We start from the raw sequence: 4,088 nt of genomic DNA on the forward strand, positions 1-4,088 counted from the left end.
CTGCCCCGACATTGTAGTGCGAGAGGTCGGGCAGGTCGTTTTTATGGAAACGGATATCGGCCATTGTCTTCTCCGGTCGAGCTCTACAGTGTCCCCTGACCCGCAAGGGACGCTGCAGCGCTTTGTCTTGTGGCCCGTCCTCGCCGCGATCCGCTGAAAAATCAACAGGAAAACAGGAGTTTCCGCCGCTCAGCGCGTCAAGGCATCGAGAATCCGCGCCCAGGAGCGCTGGCCCTTGTGGAAGGAGCTGAGCTCGTATTTCTCGTTGGGCGAGTGGATGCGGTCGTCGTCGAGGCCGAACCCGACCAGCAGCGATTCCATACCGAGATAGGTCTGGAAATCGCCGACAACCGGAATGGAGCCGCCGCTGCCCGTCGTCACCGCCGGCTTCGGCCATTCGTCGGACAGCGCATTCTTGGCCTTGGCGAGGAAGGGCGAGTCGTAGGAAAGCTGGATTGCCGGCGAGCCGCCATGCGGATGGAATTCGACCGAACAGTCGGCCGGAATCCGCTCCTTGACGAATTTCTGGAACGCAGCGCGAATTTTCTTGGGATCCTGCTTGTGGACAAGGCGAAACGACACCTTCGCCGAGGCTTCCGCCGCGATCACCGTCTTGAAGCCCTTGCCGGTATAGCCGCCGATGATGCCGTTGAACTCGGCCGTCGGCCGCGCCCAGGTCAACTCCAGCACGGAGCGGCCCTTTTCGCCCGACGGGATCGACAGGCCGACCGGTCCGAGGAACGTCTCGGCGGTCTCGCCGAGCGTCTCCCATGATTTCAGGATCTGCGACGGTGTTTCCTCGACGCCGTCATAGAAGCCGGGGATGGTGATATGGCCGTCCTTGTCGTGGATATCGGCCAGCACCCTGGCCAGGATCCGGATCGGATTGGCGGCGGCACCGCCATAGAGGCCGGAATGCAGGTCGCGATCGGCCGCCTTCACCGTGATCTCCTCGCCGACCAGCCCGCGCAATCCCACACAGATCGACGGCGTCTCGCGGTCCCACATGCCGGTATCGCAAACCAGCGCGAAATCGGCCTTGAGTTCGTCGGCATTGGCTTCGAGGAACGGCTTCAACGAGGGCGAGCCGGATTCCTCTTCGCCCTCGAACAGGATGGTGATGCGGCAAGGCAGATTGCCGTGCACCTGTTTCCAGGCGCGGCAAGCCTCTACGAAGGTCATCAACTGGCCTTTGTCGTCGGCCGACCCGCGTCCGGTGATCACCTTGTGATCCGGCCCGACCTCCTTGACAGCAGGCGCGAACGGATCGCTTTCCCACAATTCGATCGGATCGACCGGCTGAACGTCATAATGGCCGTAAAACAGCACATGCGGCGAACCGGCCGGGCCGTCATGGTGCGCAACCACCATCGGGTGGCCTGGTGTGTCGCGAACGCTGGCGTCGAAGCCGATCAGCTTGAGTTCGGCCACCAGCCATTCCGCCGCCTTGCGGCAATCGGCGGCAAAGGCCGGATCGGTGGAGATCGACTTGATCTTGAGCAAGCCGAACAGGCGCTCGAGGCTCTGGTCGAGATTGTTGTCGAGACGGTCGAGGACGGGGGAAATTGCGGACATATGTGAAGCCTTTCGATTCAGAACCCGAACCGTAAAGGCAGGACAGGAAAACGAAAAGCCCGCGATCATTGGACCACGGGCTGCAAACGTCTGTCTGGGATAAAAAAGACCGCCGTGGTGGAGGGGGAACCACGGCGGCCTTCTACTCGAAACGATGCGGCAGCCCGGAGAGGGGGGATAGGCTGCCGCAGGTGTCCGGATTAGGCGGGGGACGGGCCTTGCTCCGGACTCGGCGAAAACTGCCGATGACGTGTATTTGGGTCTCTGAACGTGGCGATTCAAGGGCACGAAAATTACAGTTTTGTAACATAGGCGTGAGCAGGGTGACGGCGATCTGTCAGGGTGTTGCCGGAACCGATAGTCGACGCTGCCTTTGGCATGGACCAAGCCGCCGCGCCGCGCTATCCCTGCCGGCATGAAAAAAGGCGATCATCTCTTCCTTGTCGACGGCTCCGGCTACATCTTCCGTGCCTATCACGCGCTGCCGCCGCTGACCCGCAAATCCGACGGCCTGCCGGTGGGCGCCGTTTCCGGCTTCTGCAACATGCTGTGGAAGCTGATGCTCGACGCCCGCAACACCGATGTAGGCATTGTGCCAACGCATTTCGCCGTCATTTTCGACTATTCGTCGAAAACCTTCCGCAACGACCTCTACCCCGAATACAAGGCCAACCGCTCGGCACCGCCGGAAGATCTGATCCCGCAATTCGGCCTGATCCGCCAGGCGACCAGGGCGTTCAACCTGCCCTGCGTCGAGATCGAAGGCTACGAGGCCGACGATCTGATCGCCACCTATGCGAGGCTCGCCTGCGAAGCCGGCGGCGATACCACCATCATCTCCTCCGACAAGGACCTGATGCAGCTGGTTGGCGATACGGTCGCCATGTACGACCCGATGAAGGACCGCCAGATCGGCATTCCGGAAGTCATAGAAAAATGGGGCGTGCCGCCGGAGAAGATGGTCGACCTGCAGGCGCTGACCGGCGATTCGGTCGACAATGTGCCTGGTGTGCCCGGCATAGGGCCGAAGACGGCGGCGCAACTGCTCGAACAGTTCGGTGACCTCGACACGCTGCTGGCCCGGGCCGGCGAGATCAAGCAGGACAAGAGGCGCGAATCGATCATCGCCAATGCCGACAAGGCGCGCATTTCTCGTCAGCTGGTGACGCTGATGAACGATGTGCCGGTGACCGAGGGACTGGAGGATTTCGTGCTGCACGCGCCGGACGGTCCGAAGCTGATCGGTTTCCTCAAGACCATGGAATTCACGTCACTGACCCGCCGTGTGGCGGAAGCGACCAGCACCGAGGCCGGCGACGTCCAGGCCGTCGCGGTCACCGTCGAACGCGCCGATCATGCTCATGGCCCAGATGTCGGGGCCGGGTTGCCGCCGGTTGCCCGAAACGCGTCCGGCACTGAACCGGACGAAGCCGGCGGGACGGCGGAGACGTCAAAACAAGGCGATACCCCTTCCCTGCTCGCGGCACTGCGGCTGGAGCGCGCGGCCACCGGCAAGATCGATATTTCTGCCTATCATTGCATTCGCGATGTCTCGACCCTGAAAGCCTGGGTGGCCGAGGCACGGGAGGCGGGCATCGCCGCCTTCGATGTCCGGGCAACATCGGCTGATCCGATGCAGGCCGAACTCATCGGCATGGCCATCGCCACAGCGCCCGGCCGCGCCGCCTACATTCCTTTTGCCCACATGAGCGGCAATGGCGACCTGCTCGGTGGTGGCGCGCTCGAAAACCAGATTGCGCTGCGCGAGGCGCTGGCCGTGCTGAAACCGCTGCTCGAAGACCGATCGGTTCTCAAGGTGGCGCAGAATCTGAAATACGATCTTGTGATCATGAGCCGCTACGGCATCGATGTCGCGCCGTTCGACGACACCATGCTGATCTCCTACGTGCTCGATGCCGGCACGCCCCATGGTCATGGCATGGATGCGCTTGCCGAAAAGTGGCTCGGTCATACCCCTCTCCAACTCAAGGATGTGACCGGCTCGGGCAAAAGCTCCGTCGGTTTCGATCAGGTCGACATCGACAAGGCGACGGCTCATGCCGCTGAGGACGCCGATGTGACGCTTCGGCTCTGGCTGGTGCTGAAACCGCGGCTTGCCGCCAAGGGCCTGGTGTCTGTCTATGAGCGGTTGGAGCGGCCGCTGGTGCCGGTGCTGGCGCGCATGGAACAGCGCGGCATCTCGGTCGACCGGCAGATCCTGTCGCGGCTCTCCGGCGAACTGGCCCAGGGCGCCGCTCGCCTTGAAGAGGAAATCTACCAGCTCATCGGCGAACGCATCAACATCGGCTCGCCAAAGCAGCTCGGCGACATCCTGTTCGGGCGCATGGGCCTGCCCGGCGGTTCCAAGACCAAGACCGGCCAGTGGTCGACGTCGGCGCAGCTTCTCGAAGATCTCGCCGCGGAAGGCCACGAACTGCCGCGCAAGATCGTCGACTGGCGCCAGCTGACCAAGCTGAAATCGACCTATACTGATGCGCTGCCCGGCTTCATCC

At 62.5% G+C, this 4,088-nt stretch carries 2 protein-coding genes; one reads left to right on the top strand and one right to left on the bottom strand.

All coding sequences use genetic code 11. The annotated features are described in order from the left end of the window. Nucleotides 1-189: 189 nt before the first annotated feature. Nucleotides 190-1,575: a M20/M25/M40 family metallo-hydrolase gene (locus tag EN893_RS21985; RefSeq protein ID WP_127271233.1), complete on the bottom strand. Its 1,386-nt coding sequence runs from the start codon at nt 1,573-1,575 to the stop codon at nt 190-192. A 415-nt stretch (nt 1,576-1,990) separates the two neighbouring features. Between EN893_RS21985 and EN893_RS21990 the strand changes: the two genes are divergently transcribed. Continuing rightward, on the top strand, nt 1,991-4,088 hold a 2,098-nt coding region (locus tag EN893_RS21990; RefSeq protein ID WP_164901011.1), incomplete at its 3' end, for a DNA polymerase.

This window comes from Mesorhizobium sp. M7A.F.Ca.CA.004.04.2.1, from assembly GCF_004022825.1.
Lineage (GTDB): Bacteria > Pseudomonadota > Alphaproteobacteria > Rhizobiales > Rhizobiaceae > Mesorhizobium.